This window comes from Marinilactibacillus kalidii, from assembly GCF_017599325.1.
Classification (GTDB): domain Bacteria; phylum Bacillota; class Bacilli; order Lactobacillales; family Carnobacteriaceae_A; genus Marinilactibacillus; species Marinilactibacillus kalidii.
The window spans coordinates 51,682-69,909 of the sequence record NZ_JAGFVM010000005.1 but is presented as its reverse complement, the minus strand read 5'-3'; the positions used below and the strand labels follow the sequence as shown (position 1 = coordinate 69,909).

Here is an 18,228-nt window from a genome sequence, read left to right as displayed (position 1 = left end):
AACATGAAGACACTATCTGTCATTATTCCTGCGTACAACGAGGAAGAAGTACTACCCCAATTAATCGAAAGACTAAATGAAGTCAGTGAAAAACTGAACAATTATGCTTTCGAATTCTTATTCGTAAATGATGGTAGTACAGACAATACATTACATTTACTGAAGGAATTGAATAAGCAAGATAAGCGGATGAAATTCGTTGATCTTTCTAGAAACTTTGGAAAGGAAACAGCGATGTTAGCTGGCTTTGACTATGCGAATGGAGACGGTATCGTTATCATTGATGCCGACTTACAACATCCACCTGAAATCATGGAAGAAATGATTCACTGGTGGGAACAAGGGTATGAAGATATCTATGCTGTTCGTAAAAAACGAGAAGGCGAATCTTTCTTAAAAGAATGGACTTCAAAAACGTATTACAAAGTCGTTCAAAAAATGACACCTGAAAAAGTTATTCCACAAGCCGGCGATTTTCGCCTGTTGGATAAAAAATGTATTGTAGCACTCAGACAATTAAGAGAAAAAGAGCGCTATACTAAAGGAATGTACGGATGGATCGGTTTCAAGAAAAAAGAAATCACCTATTATGCCGAAGAACGTGCCGCTGGCGAAACAAAGTGGAACTATAGTAATTTGTTCAAGCTAGCGATTGATGGCATCACTTCCTATAGTACGGTACCTTTAAAAGTCTGGTCATATATTGGCTTCACCATTTCATTATTAGCCTTTATGTTCTTGGCAGTTGAAACCATTAAAACGATGCTATTTGGAACAAATGCGGCAGGCTATCCAACATTACTAGCGGCTATTCTGTTTCTAGGCGGTATCCAGTTGATTTCTCTAGGGGTTATCGGAGAATATTTGGGAAGAGTCTTCGTGGAAACAAAAGGAAGACCCCCTTATTTCATCAGAGAATCATCACCTGAAGATTCAGAAAAGGAAGAGAAAAATGATTGAGCAAGCTAAAGGACTATTTAAAAAATATGAAGAAGTTATCTATTATCTTTTTTTTGGTGTGCTGACAACGGTTGTCAACATTGCAATCTTCTATCTGTTTGATACGGTTTTAGCTGTTCCGTATCTTTTCGCCAATGCGATCTCGATCGTGGCGGCTATTTTATTTGCTTTCGTCACCAACAAGCTCTATGTCTTTAAATCACAATCAGCAAGCAAAGGAGAAGCTTTCAAGGAGTTCTATCTGTTTGTCGGATTCAGACTGTTGTCTGGGGTATTCGATATGATCAGCATGTTTATCCTTGTCGATTTCTTAACGATCAATACAAACGTTTCAAAAATAATCACTCAATTTATCGTCGTTGTTGTCAACTACGTCTTCAGCAAGTGGTTTATTTTCAAACAGAAGGAAGTTTAAAATGAGTGAAACAAATCAGTCAATGCATGCGTTGATTACCAAACGAACACTTTTGAATTACACAGCACTATTTATCATGATGATGGTCGCCATCTTTAGTTACTACTTTTTAGTTTCAGGCGCCTCTTTTATTTGGACTACGGACGGGTATACGCAACATTACTTACTGTTCCAAGACTATCTTGAAAGACTTCGAGGTGTTTTTTCAGGCCAAGGATTTGCTTTGTGGGACTGGACGATTGGTATGGGTGCTGATGTTATACAGTCTTATGGCTATTACGTCATTGGTGATCCCTTCGTTTATCTCGGTTTGTTATTTCCAGCATCTATGACGGAGTTAGCCTATCATGCTCTTATATTCTTGAGGATTTATTGTATCGGCGCCGCATTTTTACTTTACGCTAGAAAAATGCATTTTTCTCACGATGCAGGACTAGCTGGTGCGATTTTATATGCATTCGCAAATTACGGCATATTTAGTATGTCTAGACATCCATTTTTTGTCTTATCATTAATTTGGTTTCCACTGCTCTGTTTAGGCATTGAAATGATTTTAAAAAAAGAATCAAGTATGCCGTTCACCATTATTGTGACATTGAGTGCGCTCAGTAACTTTTACTTTTTCTACAAACTGACGATTTTGATTTTTATCTATGCCATCGTAAGATATTTAGTGGTTTATAAATCAGAGCGAACCTTTTGGAAAGTCTTTTTATCAACAACGATTGCTTATATTATTGGACTGATGATCTCAGCAGTGGTCTTTATCCCGATCGTCTACGGATTTCTACAGTCATCCAGAAGTCCGGGTGGTATCGACATCAACTGGTTCATTTATCCGCTGGAATATTATCTAGCATTACTCAAACACGCCATTTCTCCAGGTAGTTACTTCTGGACGATTGGTGGATTTTCATTGTTCTCTTTTATCGCTTTATTGTCGATCAAAAAGAAACCGGGCATGACGGTCGTCAAAATCGTTTTATCAATACTCGGTCTATTTCTACTCTTTCCGTTTTTTGGTTCTTTCATGAATGGATTATCTGGACCTTATAATCGCTTTTCTTTCGTTTTCGCCTTCTTTATGGCGTTAGCCGGTGCTTACTTGATTGATCAAAAAGATGACTTGGCGCCAAATGCGAAGAAGAAGTCAGCAATACTACTCATTGCTTATACGATTCTTTCACTCTTATCTTTCTTTTTCCCTCAAGTACTGACCGCGTACATGCTCGTACCAGTAGTCATTGGTTGGGCGATGTGGTGGGTATTGTTTTCAAATAAAAGACCAAACGGATGGCATAAAAACACCGTGATTCTTGGTTTGATCATTTTGAATATGGGCATGAATACCGCTACTTATTACTATTCATTCGGTGGGAATATGATTGCAAATGTGCTGGATTACGGAACTGTCGATGACCGCTATGAGCAAGCACTAGGTGGCTTAGAAACGCCGATGACCGGGGAGACATCAGTCGATCGTACTGGCGTCACATCGGATGATGACCAAATTAAAAACCAGTTTATCCATTTAGATACGATGGGATTGAATTCTTATTTATCCGTCTCAAATGGCCTTATTTCTGAATTTGCTCGTGCCTTGGAGCTTAGTAGTTATCAAACGATCCAACCGCTTAGAAACGGCCTAGATGATCGCACAGAGCTGAATCAGTTCTTGGGTGTCCAATCAATCGTGACAGAAACGGAGAATGAATCTTTACTTCCATTAGGGTATGAGGTAGCTGAAACCAATGAGGAAAAAACCTTTATCAAAGCAAAAACAGCTGATGCCTATCCACTCGCTTATGCAGTAGATCAAGGGCTATCAACATCCAGGTTCATGGAATTTAATGCAATTCAAAGAGAAACATTACTTTCTAGAGGCGCTATTTTAGAAAAGGGTGATATGAAGACAGCTAAACTTCAGCAAATGGATACTGCAACGAATATTGTAGACGTTCCTTATACCTTAGACTTGTCAGAAGAAACGCCCGTCACACTTACGGATCAATACTACGTAACAGAAGGTCAAGGAATCGATTTGACCTTAACGGTTGACACAACCGAATTACTGAATCATGCTGAATTATATGTTCGCCTAGACGGATTAGATTATCATCCGCTAAACGCATCACCTTTAATCAGACAACAAACGAACTACCGTGTTATTGCATCGAACGGTGAAACAGAAAAAAGTGTCTATCAAGCAGACCGATACAGTTTTAGTTCTTATTTCAAGAGAAATTCGATGCTGATCAACTTAGGTTATGAAGAGGAAAGAACCGATAACAAGGTTCACATTCACTTCAATCGCCCGGGAAAATATGCCATTGATACGATAAAACTATTCGCAAAACCATTAGACGAGAACCGCCTCACTGAAACCGCAGCACCCGCAAAAGCGCATGAAATGGAGATAACAAAGTTTGAAAATGGCACCGTAGAAGGAACGGTTAATAGTGCGGACAATGAAATGCTTGTCACGACAATTCCTTATTCAATCGGCTGGGAAGCAACACGAAATGGAGAGCCAATTGAAACAGTGAAAGCCAACATCGGTTTTATCGGTTTGCCGCTGATAGAAGGGGAAAACACAATTACATTAACCTATAAAACGCCCTTCCTAACATTAGGGTACATTTTAAGCTTATCTGGTTTGATCATATTAGCTGCCCAGCAGTTTTTCTACTTTAAGATCAAATCCAAGAAATAAAAAGAATTGCTTGAAACATCACTCCCTTAAAGGCTTTAACGATAGAGAAACCCATGAGAGAATTGTACTTTTACAATTTTCTCATGGGTTCTTTTTGTACTGTGTACGCTTAAATTGTTCATCATGAAGAACAGATACGTCCTATTACTACGAACAAAAAATCGAATACCCTTCAAAATAGCTTTTAACTGTCTGAAAATGAGTACTGAATCATCTACAAGCATCCTAAGGAGACGAGTTAGATAATCCATCATTTTCAAACGCATTTCTCAAACATCATAGAAACCGATAAAAAAGAAGCGGCTAGGACAAAAGCCTAAGCCGCTTCATTTCTTTTAACTATTTAATTAGAATGATGTTTCGTCTGGGTTGTGTGCTTGTCCAGCACGACCTTTTAATCCATCAATGGTTTTCAAGTCAGCATCTTCGATTTCGAAATCAAAGATATTGGCATTCTCATGAATACGTTCTTCATGCACGGATTTAGGGAGTGGTAAGAAACCACGTTGCAAGCTCCAGCGTAAAACAAGTTGGGCGATAGACTTGTCATATTTTTCAGCAAGTTCTTTTAATTCATCTATTTCAAAAATCTTACCAGTACCTAGTGGGCTATACGCCTCAGAAACGATGTCGTGCGCTTGGTTATACTTCACGATTTCTGGTTGCATGTCACTTGGGTTTAATAGGATTTGATTTAAAGTAGGTTCGATTGTTGCTGTTTCTAACAAAGCATCGATATGGTGTGGATGGAAGTTAGACACACCTAAAGCACGAATTTTACCCGCTTCAACGGCTTCTTCCATTGCGCGCCAACTTTGTGCATTGGCTTCTTTCCAGTTATCTCTATATTTGATTGGGTTAGGCCAGTGAATAATGTATAAGTCGATATAATCAGTATCCAGCTTATCTAAAGAATCTTGAATGGCTTGTTTTGCTTCTTCGTAACCATGCTCTTTGTTACTTAATTTAGTCGTTACAAAGATTTCTTCACGTTTTAAGCCACTTTTTTTCAAACCACGGCCAACGCCCGTTTCATTTTTATAAGCAGTAGCCGTATCGATATGACGATAGCCAGCTTCAAGTGCCCAAATGACGGATTGCTCAGCATCTTCATCAGAAGATTGCCATGTACCAAAACCAACTACGGGAATTTCAACACCGTTTTTCAAGGTATACGTATCTGTTAAAGACATTTTTACATTCCTCTTTCCTATAGATTAATAAGTAAAAGTATACCTCAAGCGAAGTGGAAGTGCGAACAATTGAACTGGGATATACAAAAAGTAGCTGAGATTGAAAAGCATTCAATCCAAGCTACTTTTCATTGAAGAGGGTTAATCTGCTTCGCAAGCATCAAAAAGCGCTTTAGCGAAGGCTTGTAGATTTTCTTTATCTTGTTCTTCGGGCTCAAGATCGACTTTCACACTTTCAGCACCTTTGATAGCTCCGGTTTTCTTGAATTGCTCATCAAAATCATCAACAGACTGACAAAATTTATCATAGAAGGTGTCACCAGAACCAAATGCGCCATAAATTTTTCCGGTCAAATCAACTTCTTCAAGTTCTTCATAAAAATCGACGATTTCATCCGGTAGATTTGCATCGGTACCATAAGTATAGGTTCCCACGATAGTAATATCCACATCTTTAAAGTCTTCAGGATCAGCAGAAAAACTTTCCACGAGTTCAACTTCTGCACCAAGTTCTTCAAACGCTGCTTCAATAATCTCAGCACATTCTTCTGTATTACCCGTTAAACTAGCATAAACGATCATGACTTTAGGCATGAATCATAACCTCCTTTTTTCTTTTCTCATTAAGACAGTATAGCAAAGAATAGGGGTGGAAGAAAGACATGAAAGAAAAGCGTTCGCTCAACCATCAAAAAAAGAAGCCACCCGTAATGGGGGACCTCTTAGTGATCAGTTATTTAATATTAATCACGATTTTACCTTTAGCGTGATGTGTTTCACTTAAACGGTGTGCTTCTCTCAAACCTTCTTGCGTGAATGGGAAAGTTTCACCAACAGTCGCTTTTAATTGACCATTTGTCATTAGTTCACCTAATTTAGCCAAACGTTTACCATCTGGTTGTAAGAAGAAGTAGCCAGTCTTGATGCCTTTTTCTTCAGCAAGCTCTTTATCCGGTTCGTCAGTGATAGAAATCAGAGAACCACCTTTTTTCAATACATTAAAACTTTTCTTCTGAATGTCGCCACCCATTGTGTCGAAGACAATATCGTAATCTGAAAGAACAGACTCAAAGTCTTCTTCTTTATAATTGATGAATGTATCTACACCAAGTTCTTTCAAGTATGCTTCGTTGTCGCCACTAGCTGTAGAAGCTACAGTCGCACCAAATGATTTAGCTACTTGAATCGCAACACTACCGACACCACCAGCACCAGCGTGAATCAAGACTTTGTCGCCTTCTTTGATTTCTGCCATTTCAACAAGCGCAGTCCAAGCTGTCTCGCCAACTAGTGGAATAGAAGCTGCTTCCCCAAAGGAAACATTTTCTGGCAACGGTGCAAGTAATTCTTTATCGATTGCAATATATTCTGCATACGTTCCGCGAGGATTTGTTGCAGGTCTAGAGAAAATTTTATCTCCAACAGCGAAATCTGTAACGTTTGCGCCTACTTCTGTAATAATACCTGCTGCGTCCCAACCTAAGATAATCGGAAACTCAAATGGCATCATGCTGCTAAGGTAACCCTCACGCATTTTCCAGTCTACCGGGTTGATAGATGTCGCGTGTAATTCTACAAGCACCTGATCTTCCGTAATTTCTGGTTTAGGTACATCTCTTTCGACTAACTGATCTGCTGATCCATATGATTCGATAACAATGGCTTTCATTTGTATTCCCTCTTTCATTTATTTGATTGATGCAAGTTGTTATTCTTTAACAATGTCATCATAGCAAAAATACTTGAATCATCAAGTAAAGTGCCTCTAGCTAAACTAGTATACTAATTAAATTGTGCAAAATCAAATAGGAAAACTTTCATATAAAGTTCACTCGTCAAAACTTGGAACATGTTATGATAGAGTGTAAGCGGATCATAACTTGATTAAACTAGAAGAAAAGGATGTTTGAATCATAATGGCAAAAACGCAAGTTAAAGAAATTTTACAATCTGACGATACGAAAAAAGAAAAACTTGATTACCTATGGGAATACTATAAATGGCATGTTATTGGAACGATTGCAGCGATTTTGTTTGTGATCTATATTATTTTACAGATGTTTAGCCAACCCCAAGTTTCATTTAGTATAGGTGTATTAGGTCCACAAATAACGACCGAGCAAGCACAGACACTAAATGCAGATCTGGAACAGTTGATGGATCCAGAAGATGAAGAAGGAGATATGCTTGTGACGGTTACAGCTGAAGGTCAAATGTCACAACGTTTCTTTGCCCAATTAACGGCCGCAGAGTACGACTTGATTTTGATGACAGAAGAATCCTTCAATCAATTTGCAACGGATCAGAGTATAGATGGAATAAATATCAGCGGAGTAGAAGAAGAGGCTCTGCGTTATACAGAAGGCACTGAAACCATCATTGGTGTATCTTCCAATTCGTTTCCATTTTTCGAAGAACATGAGGCGACTCAAAATATGGTGGTAATGGTTCCTCAGAATGCGCGTAATAGAGATCAAGTGATGCATTTTTTTGAATCACAAGGCATTGATCCATCAGAATAAAGACTTTCTTTAAAACCGAACACGACATTAAAGATTGCTGATAAAAAGCTAAAAAAATATTTTATAACCGAAAACTATGCAGTTTTGGTTCCGAAATGAACAAATTTTCGGTATAATGGTTCATGACTTTAAGTTTAAACAAAGGACTGATTATGTGATTACTTTAAAATCACCTAGAGAAATTGAAGCAATGGACCAGTCGGGTGCAGTGCTAGCAGATATCCATGAGAAATTGAGAAACTTCATCAAACCTGGAATCACAGGTAAGGATATTGATCAATATGTAGAAAAAATTATTGAGCAACATGGCGCCACTGCCGAGCAAAAAGGTTTCGAGGGATATGAATATGCGACATGTATCAGCGTCAACGACGAAATTTGTCACGGTTTCCCACGAAATGAAAAATTAAATAAAGGCGATCTCATAAAGGTGGATATGGTCATCAATTTAAATGGTGCTTTATCAGACTCTTGCTGGAGCTACGCAGTAGGTGGGGCATCAGAAGAAGTACAGAAATTGATGGATGTCACCCTAAACGCACTCTATAAAGGCATTGAAGCCGCTCAAGTCGGTAATCGTATCGGTGATATTGGCCATGCGATCCAGTCGTATGTAGAACCCGAAGGCTTTTCCGTTGTCCGCGAATTTGTTGGTCACGGTGTTGGACCGACGCTTCATGAAGGACCAAGTATTCCGCATTTTGGTGAAGCTGGAAAAGGCAAGCGATTAAAAGAAGGTATGGTCATTACCATTGAACCGATGATCAATACAGGTACTTGGCAATCAAAAATGGACGATAATGGTTGGACTGCCCGTACTAAAGATGGCTCATTAAGCTGTCAATACGAGCACACATTAGCGATTACAAAAGAAGGACCAAAAATTTTAACGAAGCAAGCTGGCGAATAAGGTCACTCAGAAAATGAGAATAGATTCAATCTGGAAGTACGGGAGAAAAACCGTCTGCAAAAACGGTTATAGACTCCTTGCTTTCAGATTTTTTATTGTCACTTTTGCTTCAGCACATATGAATACGTCCTACTTAGGATTTTCTGATATGATATTTTTACATTATAGTTGAGGAGAATCATCTTATGAAACAAAGAGTCTGGTTCGCGGATATACTGAGAATCATGGGGATCGTAATGGTCATCTTTATCCATGTTATCTCAAAAGATACCCACCGATATGAATTAGAGACCTATCAATGGCAATTCATGAATATTTTAAACGGCATCAGTCGTATTTGTGTTCCCATCCTATTTATGGTGAGCGGGATGTTCTTTCTGGATCCAAAAAAAGATATCGAACCAAAAACCATGTATACAAAATATATTTGGCGGCTCGTACGAACCTTTCTATTTTGGTCTATCGTCTACGTATTGATGAGCCGATTCAGACAACCTGCTCAGCCGATCGTTGATGAAGTAGACCAAACGGTTCTAGAAATCGTTCAAGGCTACTTTCACTTATGGTTTCTGTACCGATTAACCGAAGTATACATCATGACACCTTTTCTTAGACCGATCACACGCGACAAACAACTTGCTTTATACTTCTTGCTCGTCAGTTTTGTCGTAGGTATACTGATTCCGACGATCAACCAGTTTCCAGTCAGATCAACTGCGACCGTCGTTGACAATGGCTTGAATGTTGATATCACGCTTGGTTATGCAGGATACTTTATGGCAGGATATGTGCTTAACCGAATCCAATTGACAAAGAACTGGCGCTACGGCATTTATTTGCTAGGATTGGTCGGTTTTGCAGTCACGATCATTGGAACGGCAGTCCGCTCGGTACAAGATGGCGTAATGTATTCTTTGTTCTACGAATATTTAACACCGAATGTATTTTTTGCTTCGATTGCAACATTTGTCTTTTTTAAATATACCATTGAACCGATCGAGTTATCAGACCGTGTGAAAAAACTGATTTTACATTTTTCTAAATATTCATTTGGTATTTACCTGATTCATGTTCTTGTTAGGGATTTGATTTGGGACCAAGGAATCAATACGACATTTGCGTCTCCGATTTTATCCATTCCGATTATGGTTCTCGTTGTCGGCTTTGTGAGTTACGTATTGATCTGGGTGCTTATGCGTTTATGGAAAAGAACAATCGCAAAATGCCAAGATGTCCTGAATGAAAAATTGAATAGAACGTCATAACTTTTCATCAAAAAAAGCATCATTTTTTATGAACGTGAAGGAGAAAACCGTCAGTGAGATACAAAACGCATTTAGCAACAACCCTCGCAATTACGCTTCCTGTCATGGATTCAGCGCAAGCATTGACGATGAGTGGGGTGGCCCTATTAGCAGTTGGGGCAGTATTCCCAGATATAGATGAACCGAATTCATATATCGGTCGTCGCTTAAAAGGGGTAAGTGGTGGTGTTAAGGGACTATTTGGTCACAGAGGTTTGACGCATAGTCTAGTTGGTTTGATAGCTATTTCCTATCTTTTCTATATTATCGCTCAGTGGCTATCGTTTCCAGTAGAATTGATTCAGTGGTTTAGCCTCGGCTACTTAGCACATCTAATAGAAGATTCATTCTCCAAAAAAGGCATTGCTTGGTTACAGCCATTTTCTAAAAAAAGTTTTCAATCTGGATTTAAAATCATCTACTATTCTACCGGTGGATTGGCAGAGCAAGTAATCTTTTTTGTTTCGTTAGTCGCAATTCTTTACCATTTAACTCAACTAAGATTAGATGATTTATCTTTTGTATATTTGAATCGACTGGCGCATAATTTGTTTTAGAACGATAAATAGTCAGGAAATCCTACTAGTGGATTTTCTGGCTGTTTTCTTTTCACTAGTAAAGATTGAACAACAAGACGGACGGAAACTAGTATTTTTTGATAAAATCTGATACTATTTTAAATATGAGACAATGAGATTTTCAATATAGGAGGGTAGGATATATGCCGAAGTATAAGGAAATCGCAGAAATAATTAAAGAACGCATCAACACGCATGTCTATACGGTCGATGAGAAATTGCCTGATCAACAAACGCTTGCAAAAGAGTTTGCTACAAGTCGAGTGACGATCAAAAAGGCCTTAGATTTACTTCGAGCAGCAGGGCTACTCTATACCATCCAAGGATCTGGATCGTACATAAAACGAAACGCATTGATGAAAGCACAAACGAGTATACAAATCGGTCATAATGTAGGCTTGACGACAGCCGTTCAGAAAGAAGCACAATTAGATAATAAAGTCATCACGTTCACTGTTCGCTTTCCTGATGAAAAAGAAAGACGACATCTACTGATCGATCGAGAAACACCTGTTTATTTCTACCAGCGGTTGAGAATTATCGGTGGTAAACCCTATTCATTAGAAAATACCGTTATGCCTGTTCACCTGATAAAGGGGATAACAGAAGAAGTTTTAAATGATTCTGTTTATCGGTATATCCGTGAAGAACTTGGGATTATCTTTAAAGATAATCGTCAAATTGTACGAGCTTCAAAACCAACGGCGCTTGATCAAGTTCACTTGGACTGTAAAGAAACGGATCCCGTTCTAGAAGTAGAAAAGATCATGTACCTAACTACTGGCACGCCGGTCGAATATTCTATCGTACATCATAGATATGATATGGTAGAAATGCTATTTGAAAATCAAGATCATTGAGGGCTATTACGAAAAGACGGGCTGTTCATTTAAAATGAGCAGCTTATTTTTTTAATTAAATATTTGTATATACAAATATTTAATTAAGCTTTACATTTATGAAGAAACACGTTAAACTGTTTTTGAAAGCCGTTACATATAGAATGGAGGAGGAAATAGGATGTTAGAAGATAGTAAATTTGTTAGTACACTCAATCAAGTAGCTTACAAGATCAATAGCTATAAATATATCATAGCAATCAAAAATGCTTTCACCTTACTATTGCCGATCATTATCACAGGTGCTTTTGCTACGCTTTTCTCGAATATGGTGTTCGACAGTACCAATGGCCTAGCACAAATTAGTTGGTTAGGATGGCTAGAAGGATTAAAACCCCTTTCCCAGATGGTGAACTATGCCACGATGAATATGATGGCACTGGGTGCAGTATTCTTGATTGGGAATGAAATGGCGAAGTTGAATGACTTGGAAGGCCACTTTCCAGGTTTACTAGCAGCCTTATCTTATATTGCCATTATTCCGACAACCATGAACGTGGTTGTTGGCGATCAAACCTTTGAAGCAGCTAATGTGATCTCAAGAGATTACACAGGTTCAGGTGGTTTGTTTCTGGGCATGATTGTAGCGATTGGATCAATTGAATTGTATACCTGGTTAGGTAAACAAGATAAACTGAAAATTTCCATGCCAGATTCAGTACCGACAAACGTGTCGCGCTCTTTTTCAGCACTGATTCCAACCGTCTTCACGATTATCATCGTTGCAGCAATTGGTTTTGCCATCAATGCGACTACAGGTAGACATATTTACGATATTATCTATAATCTCGTTCAAGCACCACTTGAAAATATTGTTCAAGGTCTACCAGGACTACTTGTATTGATGCTAGTTTCTCAATTGTTTTGGGTGATCGGGATTCATGGAAATCAGATTATTAAACCCATTAGAGAACCAATTTTACTGGCAGCTATTGCAGAAAACACACAAGCCTTTGAAGCGGGAAAAACGATTCCGAATATCATCAACATGCCGTTTTGGGATATTTATATGACAGTAGGCGGATCTGGGTTGACGCTCGGTCTACTTATTGCGATTTTTATTGGGAGTAAACGAGAAGACTTCCGTTCGATTGGAAAGCTGTCTTTTGCCCCGGGTATCTTTAATGTAAATGAACCTGTTATCTTCGGTTTACCGATTGTTTTGAACCCGATTATTGCGATTCCATTTGTGCTTACACCGCTAGTTACTGGAACGATCGCTTACTTCCTGACCTCGATTGGTTTTGCAGGAAAAGCAGTCGTAATGATTCCATGGACGATGCCACCATTACTTAGTGCGTGGATCGCAACAGCTGGAGACTGGGGAGCCGTTGTAACCCAACTGATCTGTATCGTGGTCTCCGTCTTGATTTACTTACCATTTATTAAAGTCTCAAATAAAGAAATAAAAGTAGAAGAGATTGAAAAAGAAGAATTTGGTGAAGAAACAGTTCAGTAAAAATAGAGGAGTGTTTACATGATTCAACAAATACCGAAAGATTTTATACTAGGTGCAGGCTCATCAGCATGGCAGACTGAAGGTTGGAAAGGAAAAAAAGAGGGACAAGATTCTTATCTGGATGCTTGGTATAAAGAAGAATATTTTGTTTGGCACGAAGGATACGGTCCCGCTGTCGCAACTAATTTCATGGAGAAATACCAAGAAGATATTGATCATATGCAAAAAATCGGTTTGACTCATTACCGTACGAGTATCAACTGGTCAAGATTTTTCACTGATTACGAGTCGTTAACGGTCGATGAAGACTATGCTAAACATATTAGTGATATGATTGATGCACTGCTCAAAGCGGGTGTCGAACCGATGTTATGTCTGGAACATTATGAATTACCGGCCTATCTTCAAGAAACCTATGATGGCTGGAGTTCAAAGAAAGTGGTCGAATTGTTTGCGGGTTATGCAGAGATCGCTTTTGAACGATATGCAGATCGCGTGAAAAACTGGTTCGTATTCAATGAACCAGTCGTGGTCCAAACCAGAGTTTACTTGGATGCTATCAGATGGCCACATGAACAAAACACCAAGAAGTGGATGCAGTGGAACCATCATAAAGTATTGGCCACAGCTAAAGCCGTAGCGGTCTATAAAAAAGGGAATTATGATGGCCGGATCGGAACCATATTAAATCCAGAAGTCACTTATGCTCGTTCCTCTTCAAAAGCTGATCAAAAAGCCGCGCATATTTTTGATTTATTCTTCAACCGTGTGTTTTTGGATCCAGCAGTGAAAGGGGTCTATCCACAAGAACTGATCGATTTATTGAAACAACACGATATTCTATTTGATCATGATAAAGAAGAACTTGCAATCATCAAACAGAATACGGTCGATTATTTAGGAATCAATCTTTATTTCCCAAAACGTGTTCAAGCACCGAAATATGCTTGGAACAAAGACACACCTTTTCATCCAGAACAGTATTATGATTCGTTTGAATTACCTGGTCGTCGTATGAACAAATCAAGAGGATGGGAGATCTATCCGAAATTGATGTATGATATGGCACTGCGTATCAAAAACGAGTATAATAATATTCCTTGGTTGATCACAGAAAATGGTATGGGGATCGAGCAAGAAGAACGATTCATGGATGACAAAGGAATCGTACAGGATGATTACCGGATTGCGTTTTTAGGAGAACACCTATCTTGGCTATTGAAAGCCGTTGAAGCAGGGGCAAACTGCGAAGGATATATGTTGTGGGCATTCACGGACTGCGTTTCACCAATGAATGCTTTCAAAAATCGTTATGGATTGGTTCGTATCGATAATGAAAACCAACAAGCCCGTTCCTTGAAACAATCTGGATACTGGTATAAAGGACTCATCGAAAAACGTGAATTGACATCATCTGAACCCGTGTGGAAGTAAAGTGAACAACCGTACGATTTGGTTTTTTAGCCCAATCGTACGGTTTTCTTATACCTCGTTATAGTCAGACCTTGTGCATTCGAATTCAGTAATAGTATAATGAATCCAAGAGAATGATCAGTGTCAATGCCTTCAAAAAGTTTGGCACTGAAAGGAGAATGTACATGGTAGACGGCCACAACGTCGATATCGATAGAGCGATGCTACAACCAGTTAGTCAGTTTTTTAAGACGATCAGTGATCCTACGCGTCTATCGATTCTATTTTTACTACAAAAAAAAGAAATGAATGTAGGAGAGATTGCTGCTTCACTGGACATGCACCAGTCTGCCATCTCTCATCAGTTGAGTACTTTGAAAAAGAACCGATTAGTCAAGCCAAGGCGTGAAGGGAAAACCATTTATTACCGTTTAGATGATGATCATGTCTTTAAAATATTAGAACAAGTTATGACACATACTCGAGAAAATACAGATTAAAAAAGCCATCGAATGCCTATTCGATGGCTTTTTGTCAGTTTGTTTTAAGCGGGAGAAGAAGACGCAGACCGTTTAAGATAACGATGATCGTACTGCCCTCGTGAGCAAGCACACCGATACCGATGTCGACTTGTCCGAGGAGGTTCAATGTTATCAATAAGACTACTACGAACATGGAAAAGCAGATATTCTGCCAAACCACTCGGTTTAATTTTCTAGAGAGTCTATGTGCATATTGGAAACGAGTCAAATCATTTTGCATGATCACGGCATCGGCCACATCAATGGCAATATCAGTACCATCACCCATCGCAAACCCAATATCTGCATTGACCAATGCGGGGGCATCGTTGATACCATCACCGATCATGACGGTTTCGCCATGTTCTTTTTGCAAGTCCTGAATAATCTGAGATTTATTTTCAGGTAAAACATTGCCAACCACTTCATCGATCGATAAAAGATCTGCGACGGCTTTGCCCGTTTGTTCAGCATCACCAGTGATCATTGCAGTATGAATACCTTGTGCTTTCAGATAATCAATAACGCTTGGGACATTATCATGTGGAAGATCCATCATTGCAATCAAACCCACGACTTGATCATTTTTGCTGAAATAAACAACTGTTTTACCAGCTTTTGCCAGTGCTTCAGTTTGTGATGCGAGCGTGTCTGGAATGTGAGTAAACAAAGCAGGCTTCCCAATGCGATAGGCTTTTCCTCCAATCTGTGCAGTTAGCCCTTTTCCAATCTCATTTTGCACGGTAATATCTTGAGTAGATACTGAAATCTCTGATTCAAAAGCGTCTAATATCGCTGTAGCAAGTGGGTGGTTAGCTTCTTTTTCCATACTGACAATGCATTGTTTCCATTCAGCTGTTCGATTTTCTTCTATAAAGTAGGTATCAGTCACGACGGGTTTGCCTTTTGTTAACGTACCCGTTTTATCAAAAGCGACAGCTTTTACTTTTGTCAGATTAGAAAGGAAAGAACCACCCTTAAATAAAACACCACGCTTAGCTAAATTCGAAATACCAGATAAAGTTGCCGGAACAGCACTCGCTGCGAGTGCACAGGGTGAAGCTGAAACCAGCATGATCATTCCCCTGTAAAAGCTCTCTTCGTAATCCCAACTTGAAAGAAAGGGCATGACTAAAATGAATATTGGTACGGCGATCATCACAGAAACCACATAGATCGGTTCGATCCGCTTGATGGTAGTGGCAGTCTTAGAAAGATTGGACTGAGATTGATCAACGAGTGCAATAATTTTTGCGAAAACAGTATCTTCACTATTTTTAGTAACGGTCATAGTAAAAGCAGCATCACCGTTAACGGTACTCCCGAATATTTCATCCCCAACGGTTTTCTCACGCGGCATGCTTTCTCCATTGATAGCCGATTCGTCAATATAAACAGAACCAGAAGTGATCTCGCCATCCGTCGGTATTTGATCTCCTGGTAAAACGCGCAACTGATCACCAATTTCAAGATCCGACACAGAAACGATCTCCGTCTCGCCATTATCTTTTAGTCGTCTCGCTTCAGTTGGATTCATCTGCAAGAGATTCGTGATCTCACGTTTACTTTTTCCTTCAGCATATTCTTCCAGAAAATGAGCGCCAGCGAAAATCAGAATGAGTAAAGCGCCTTCGTCAAACGCCCCAATGATAGAAGACCCCAAAGCCGCTAAAGCCATCAGAATATGAACGTTAGGATGAAATCTTTTACGCGTGATCGATTCTTTGAACGTATCAACCACACCCTCAGTGATCACATGATAGCCAGAAATCAACATCGTGAGCATAAACAAACTATTTGAAACGACAGTACCGAACGAGGTGACAAGCGCAACCAGATAAATAATAAGACCAATGACGTACAAAATGACGGGCACATGTCCATGATGAGAGGCATCATTTTCATGGTGTGGGTTGCTTTTAGTAACGGGTCTTTTAGGGTAAATAGTACTGGATTGTGGATTATGCATCATGATCATCCTTTGAGTTGAATTTAAAACATTTCTAAGCGGCCATTTACAAATGAATGACCGCTCATATGTATACGTTGATTATACTTGAATACTCATTCATTTGTCAAAAGATACTCTAAAAAGTAGATGGAATGTCGTTAGGGATTAAAGGAGCAATAGAATACTCAAGAAATAGTGATTAGACCAATTACAAATAAAAAAAATTGAACGATTTAGTTTGAATAGGATAAAAATACTACGAAATTGAGTGAAATAAGTCAAAGGAGGTTTACAGCTGTTTTATCTCGTGTTATATTTATTCAAGTGAGTTAAATTGAAGGATTGTTACTGATTCGATCAGGCATTACCTAAATCTGAAATCACCGGTAGTTACCGCTGTATTCAATTTGGGTTATTTTTTTGTTCTAAATGAGGGGGATACCTGTGGAATTCTTGAAAAAATTCAATAATAATGTTGCATTAGTTCTCGACTCAACAGGCATCGAGTGGATCGTTATCGGTAAAGGGATCGGATTTAATGCTGTTAAAGGCGAGCCGGTCGACAAAACGATGATTGATAGACGCTTTATTGCTGAGCCTACTCATGGTCAAATCGATTTACTGCAAACGATTGCGAGTATGGATCCTGAAATCATTGACGTCGTATCTGACGTGACAAAAGAAGCTGAAACTTACTTAGGCATTACCTTTAGTACAAGAAATTATATTACATTAGCAGACCACTTGAACTATGCATTGAAACGAACGCAAGAAGGTGTAGAATACACTGAGAACTTGCGCTGGGAAGTTAAGAAGCTTTATCCTAAAGAATATGAGGCTGCCTTAAAGGCGATTGAAACGATCAATAAACGACTCTCGATTACGTTACCAAAAAGCGAAGAGACCTTTATTACGTATCACTTTGTGAATGCACAAAATGATGAAGGAAAAATAGAGAACACGGTCAAAATGACGAAACTCATCAACCGAATTTTGGAAGTGGTGAAGTATCATTTTCAAATCGAATTAGATGAAGAATCGCTGAATTATGTTCGCTTTCTGACGCATTTGCGCTACTTTATCATCAGACAAACCCACGGAGAACCGGTGCATCATGAAGGAATCGATCAAACGGTTCTTGAAGCAGTCAAAGCAAAATACTTAAAAGCATACGAAGCTGCTGAAAAAATCTCAACACTATTAAACAAACAAGAAGATTGGTCCCTTTCATCAGATGAAATGCTTTATCTGACGCTCCATATATTTAGAGTAACGAATAGAATTCATCAAGAGAACACATAAGGATTGTCACTGATTCGATCAGGCATTACCAAATGTTTTCTTATCTACAGGCTTATTTCCTGTACATAAGAAAATATTTGGTATTTTT

The 18,228-nt window shown here is 38.9% G+C and carries 16 protein-coding genes; 12 read left to right on the top strand and 4 right to left on the bottom strand.

Features of this window, described 5'->3' with window-relative positions:
* The first annotated feature begins 3 nt into the window (after positions 1-3).
* From J5J05_RS01625 to J5J05_RS01615, 3 genes are read left to right on the top strand one after another with little or no spacing between them, the layout of a single operon-like run.
* Entirely contained in the window at positions 4-960 is a 957-nt protein-coding gene (locus J5J05_RS01625; protein WP_208558944.1) for a glycosyltransferase family 2 protein, read from the top strand.
* The gene (locus J5J05_RS01620) at positions 953-1,375 is read left to right on the top strand and encodes a GtrA family protein (RefSeq protein WP_208558943.1); all 423 of its coding nucleotides are present in this window, start codon (positions 953-955) and stop codon (positions 1,373-1,375) included. The genes J5J05_RS01625 and J5J05_RS01620 overlap by 8 nt, the downstream gene beginning before the upstream one ends.
* 1 nt (position 1,376) lies before the next feature.
* Entirely contained in the window at positions 1,377-4,088 is a 2,712-nt protein-coding gene (locus J5J05_RS01615) for a YfhO family protein (RefSeq protein WP_208558942.1), read from the top strand.
* A gap of 347 nt (positions 4,089-4,435) precedes the next feature.
* On the opposite strand, the gene J5J05_RS01610 is transcribed toward J5J05_RS01615, so the two are convergent.
* The 3 genes from J5J05_RS01610 to J5J05_RS01600 all read right to left on the bottom strand — a co-directional run bounded on the left by J5J05_RS01610 (position 4,436) and on the right by J5J05_RS01600 (position 6,950).
* On the bottom strand, positions 4,436-5,281 hold the full coding sequence (locus J5J05_RS01610; protein ID WP_208558941.1) for an aldo/keto reductase: 846 nt from the start codon (positions 5,279-5,281) through the stop codon (positions 4,436-4,438).
* A 141-nt stretch (positions 5,282-5,422) separates the two neighbouring features.
* Positions 5,423-5,875, bottom strand: coding sequence for a flavodoxin (locus J5J05_RS01605; protein ID WP_208558940.1), 453 nt, complete (start codon positions 5,873-5,875; stop codon positions 5,423-5,425).
* A 139-nt stretch (positions 5,876-6,014) separates the two neighbouring features.
* Complete coding sequence (locus J5J05_RS01600) at positions 6,015-6,950, bottom strand: NADP-dependent oxidoreductase (protein ID WP_208558939.1); 936 nt, start codon at positions 6,948-6,950, stop codon at positions 6,015-6,017.
* Positions 6,951-7,197: 247 nt separating this feature from the next.
* On the opposite strand from J5J05_RS01600, the gene J5J05_RS01595 reads away from it, so the two are divergent.
* The 8 genes from J5J05_RS01595 (at position 7,198) to J5J05_RS01560 (ending at position 14,866) form a co-directional block, all read left to right on the top strand.
* Positions 7,198-7,803: a hypothetical protein gene (locus J5J05_RS01595; protein ID WP_208558938.1), complete on the top strand. Its 606-nt coding sequence runs from the start codon at positions 7,198-7,200 to the stop codon at positions 7,801-7,803.
* Positions 7,804-7,957: 154 nt separating this feature from the next.
* Positions 7,958-8,713, top strand: a complete 756-nt coding sequence (gene map / locus J5J05_RS01590) for a type I methionyl aminopeptidase (RefSeq protein ID WP_208558937.1) — start codon at positions 7,958-7,960, stop codon at positions 8,711-8,713.
* Positions 8,714-8,898: 185 nt separating this feature from the next.
* On the top strand, positions 8,899-9,978 hold the full coding sequence (locus J5J05_RS01585; RefSeq protein ID WP_208558936.1) for an acyltransferase: 1,080 nt from the start codon (positions 8,899-8,901) through the stop codon (positions 9,976-9,978).
* 53 nt (positions 9,979-10,031) lie between these two features.
* Positions 10,032-10,574: a metal-dependent hydrolase gene (locus J5J05_RS01580; RefSeq protein ID WP_208558935.1), complete on the top strand. Its 543-nt coding sequence runs from the start codon at positions 10,032-10,034 to the stop codon at positions 10,572-10,574.
* A gap of 164 nt (positions 10,575-10,738) precedes the next feature.
* The gene (locus J5J05_RS01575; RefSeq protein WP_208558934.1) at positions 10,739-11,455 is read left to right on the top strand and encodes a GntR family transcriptional regulator; all 717 of its coding nucleotides are present in this window, start codon (positions 10,739-10,741) and stop codon (positions 11,453-11,455) included.
* A gap of 160 nt (positions 11,456-11,615) precedes the next feature.
* Positions 11,616-12,953 (top strand): PTS sugar transporter subunit IIC, encoded by a 1,338-nt coding sequence (locus J5J05_RS01570; RefSeq protein WP_208558933.1) that lies wholly within the window; start codon positions 11,616-11,618, stop codon positions 12,951-12,953.
* 18 nt (positions 12,954-12,971) lie between these two features.
* A complete protein-coding gene (locus tag J5J05_RS01565) occupies positions 12,972-14,387 on the top strand; it encodes a glycoside hydrolase family 1 protein (protein ID WP_208558932.1) in 1,416 nt (471 codons plus the stop codon).
* A gap of 164 nt (positions 14,388-14,551) precedes the next feature.
* Positions 14,552-14,866, top strand: a complete 315-nt coding sequence (locus J5J05_RS01560; RefSeq protein ID WP_208558931.1) for an ArsR/SmtB family transcription factor — start codon at positions 14,552-14,554, stop codon at positions 14,864-14,866.
* Positions 14,867-14,900: 34 nt separating this feature from the next.
* Here the strand turns inward: J5J05_RS01560 and J5J05_RS01555 are convergent, their stop codons facing one another.
* Positions 14,901-16,856, bottom strand: coding sequence for a heavy metal translocating P-type ATPase (locus tag J5J05_RS01555; protein ID WP_208558930.1), 1,956 nt, complete (start codon positions 16,854-16,856; stop codon positions 14,901-14,903).
* A gap of 426 nt (positions 16,857-17,282) precedes the next feature.
* On the opposite strand from J5J05_RS01555, the gene J5J05_RS01550 reads away from it, so the two are divergent.
* Positions 17,283-18,140: a PRD domain-containing protein gene (locus J5J05_RS01550; RefSeq protein ID WP_208558929.1), complete on the top strand. Its 858-nt coding sequence runs from the start codon at positions 17,283-17,285 to the stop codon at positions 18,138-18,140.
* Positions 18,141-18,228 lie beyond the last annotated feature (88 nt).

Bases quoted from the DNA above. Each gene is read 5' to 3' on its own strand.
- J5J05_RS01625 (WP_208558944.1), top strand. From the start codon at position 4: ATGAAGACACTATCTGTCATTATTCCTGCGTACAACGAGGAAGAAGTA.
- J5J05_RS01620 (WP_208558943.1), top strand. From the start codon at position 953: ATGATTGAGCAAGCTAAAGGACTATTTAAAAAATATGAAGAAGTTATC.
- J5J05_RS01615 (WP_208558942.1), top strand. From the start codon at position 1,377: ATGAGTGAAACAAATCAGTCAATGCATGCGTTGATTACCAAACGAACA.
- J5J05_RS01610 (WP_208558941.1), bottom strand. From the start codon at position 5,281: ATGTCTTTAACAGATACGTATACCTTGAAAAACGGTGTTGAAATTCCC.
- J5J05_RS01605 (WP_208558940.1), bottom strand. From the start codon at position 5,875: ATGCCTAAAGTCATGATCGTTTATGCTAGTTTAACGGGTAATACAGAA.
- J5J05_RS01600 (WP_208558939.1), bottom strand. From the start codon at position 6,950: ATGAAAGCCATTGTTATCGAATCATATGGATCAGCAGATCAGTTAGTC.
- J5J05_RS01595 (WP_208558938.1), top strand. From the start codon at position 7,198: ATGGCAAAAACGCAAGTTAAAGAAATTTTACAATCTGACGATACGAAA.
- J5J05_RS01585 (WP_208558936.1), top strand. From the start codon at position 8,899: ATGAAACAAAGAGTCTGGTTCGCGGATATACTGAGAATCATGGGGATC.
- J5J05_RS01575 (WP_208558934.1), top strand. From the start codon at position 10,739: ATGCCGAAGTATAAGGAAATCGCAGAAATAATTAAAGAACGCATCAAC.
- J5J05_RS01570 (WP_208558933.1), top strand. From the start codon at position 11,616: ATGTTAGAAGATAGTAAATTTGTTAGTACACTCAATCAAGTAGCTTAC.
- J5J05_RS01565 (WP_208558932.1), top strand. From the start codon at position 12,972: ATGATTCAACAAATACCGAAAGATTTTATACTAGGTGCAGGCTCATCA.
- J5J05_RS01560 (WP_208558931.1), top strand. From the start codon at position 14,552: ATGGTAGACGGCCACAACGTCGATATCGATAGAGCGATGCTACAACCA.
- J5J05_RS01555 (WP_208558930.1), bottom strand. From the start codon at position 16,856: ATGCATAATCCACAATCCAGTACTATTTACCCTAAAAGACCCGTTACT.